Raw genomic sequence first — 2338 nt, forward strand, 5'->3', positions numbered from 1 at the left:
GGCCTGCACCGTGCCCGCCATCTGGCTGATGGGCTACGCCACCCAGTACTGGCACTTCCTCACCATCGGCCTGTTCGTCGGCCTGGCGGGCGGCTCGTTCTCGGTCGGCACGCCCTACGTCGCACGCTGGTTCCCCAAGAGCCGCCAGGGCATGGCCATGGGTGTGTACGGCGCGGGCAACTCGGGCTCGGCGGTCAACAAGTTCGTCGCGCCGGTGCTGCTGGTGGCTTTCGGCTGGACCATGGTGCCGCAGGTGTACGCGGCCATCATGCTCGGCACCCTGGTGCTGTTCTGGCTGTTCAGCCACAGCGACCCGGCCCACCTGGTGCCCAGCCACGTCAAGTTCAGCGACCAGCTCCAGGCGCTGAAAGACCCCAAGGTCATCAAGTACTGCCAGTACTACAGCATCGTGTTCGGCGGCTACGTGGCGCTGGCGCTGTGGATGGTGCAGTACTACGTGGGCGAGTTCGGCCTGGACATCCGCGTGGCCGCGCTGCTGGCCGCCTGCTTCTCGCTGCCGGGCGGCGTGCTGCGCGCCATCGGCGGCGTGCTGTCCGACAAGTACGGCGCCCACAAGGTCACCTGGTGGGTGATGTGGGTGAGCTGGATCTGCCTGTTCCTGCTGAGCTACCCGCAGACCGACTTCACCGTGATGACCGTCAATGGCCCCAGCACCTTCCACATCGGCCTGAACGTCTACGTCTTCACCACGCTGATGGCCGTGCTCGGCGTGGCCTTTGCCTTCGGCAAGGCCAGCGTCTTCAAGTACATCAGCGACGACTACCCCCAGAACATCGGCGCCATCAGCGGCATCGTCGGCCTGGCCGGCGGCATGGGCGGTTTCATCCTGCCCATCCTGTTCGGCGTGCTGATGGACCTGACCGGCATCCGCTCCAGCGCTTTCATGCTGATGTACGGCGTGGTCTGGGTCTCGCTGATCTGGATGTACTGGACCGAAGTCCGCGGGACCGAGGTCATGGGCGGCAACGCCAAGTCTTTCTCCCTTCAGAACTGATCACGACGGTCAGCACTTCCCATGAACACCAACGCACACTCCGGCGCCGACGTCCAGGACTGGCGCCCCGAAGACGAGCGCTTCTGGGCCACCACCGGCAGCCGCATCGCCTACCGCAACCTCTGGATCTCGGTGCCCGCCCTGCTGTGCGGCTTCGCGGTCTGGGGCATGTGGGGGATCATCACCGTGCAGATGCTCAACCTGGGTTTCCCCTTCACCCAGGCCGAGCTGTTCACGCTCACCGCCATCTCCGGCATCTCCGGCGCCACCATGCGCATCCCGGCGTCCTTCCTGGTGCGCCTGGCCGGTGGCCGCAACACCATCTTCCTGACCACCGCCATGCTGCTGGCCCCGGCGCTGGGCACCGGCATCGCGCTGCAGCACAAGGACTGGCCGCTGTGGGCCTTCCAGCTCATGGCGCTGTGGTCGGGCGTGGGTGGCGGCAACTTCGCCAGCTCGATGTCCAACATCAGCACCTTCTTCCCCAAGCGGCTGCAGGGCACGGCGCTGGGCCTGAATGCCGGCCTGGGCAACTTCGGCGTGACGACCATGCAGATCGTCATCCCGCTGGTGATGACGCTGCCGCTGCTGGGCGCCTTTGGTGGTGAGTCGATGACGCTGGTGAAGGACAGCGGCTGGATCTTCGGCAAGATCGCCGCCGGCACGCCCACCTGGATCCAGAACGCGGGCTTTGCCTGGGTGCTCTCGCTGGTGCCGCTGTCCATCCTGGCCTGGTTCGGCATGAACAACCTCAAGACGGTGTCGCCCGACGCGGGCAACCCCATCGTCGCGTTCGCCAAGGTCACCTACCTCTACACCCTGGCCTTCATCCCGGCCATCTTCATGCTCTACCTGTACCTGCCGGCCCCCACCGGTCTGGGCATCCTGAACATGTGGGTCGCGATCCCGCTGGACATCGTCCTCGCGCTGCTGATGATGAAGCTGGCCGCCTTCGGCCCCATGAAAGAGGGCGTGAGCAAGCAGTTCGCCATCTTCCGCAACAAGCACACCTGGTCGCTGACTGCGCTGTACATCGTCACCTTCGGTTCCTTCATCGGCTTCTCGATGGTGCTGCCGCTGGCCATCACGGTGATCTTCGGCTTCCAGCACATCCCCGACTCCGCCGGCGTCCTGCAGCACACGCTGAAGAACCCCAACGCCCCCTCGGCCCTGACCTACGCCTGGATCGGCCCCTTCGTCGGCGCCGCGGTGCGCCCCCTGGGCGGCTGGATCAGCGACAAGGTCGGCGGCTCCATCGTCACCCAGGTCATCTCGGCCGTGATGGTGGCTGCGTCGGTTGCGGTGGGCTACGTGATGATGCAG

At 65.8% G+C, this 2338-nt stretch carries 1 pseudogene; it reads left to right on the forward strand.

The features are described 5' to 3' along the window. Positions 1-28: 28 nt before the first annotated feature. Positions 29-2338, forward strand: a pseudogene (locus ACR2JA_RS05470) (nitrate/nitrite transporter); the annotation flags it as partial.

This window comes from Hydrogenophaga sp., from assembly GCF_051007235.1.
In the GTDB taxonomy this organism is placed as follows: Bacteria; Pseudomonadota; Gammaproteobacteria; order Burkholderiales; family Burkholderiaceae_C; genus Hydrogenophaga.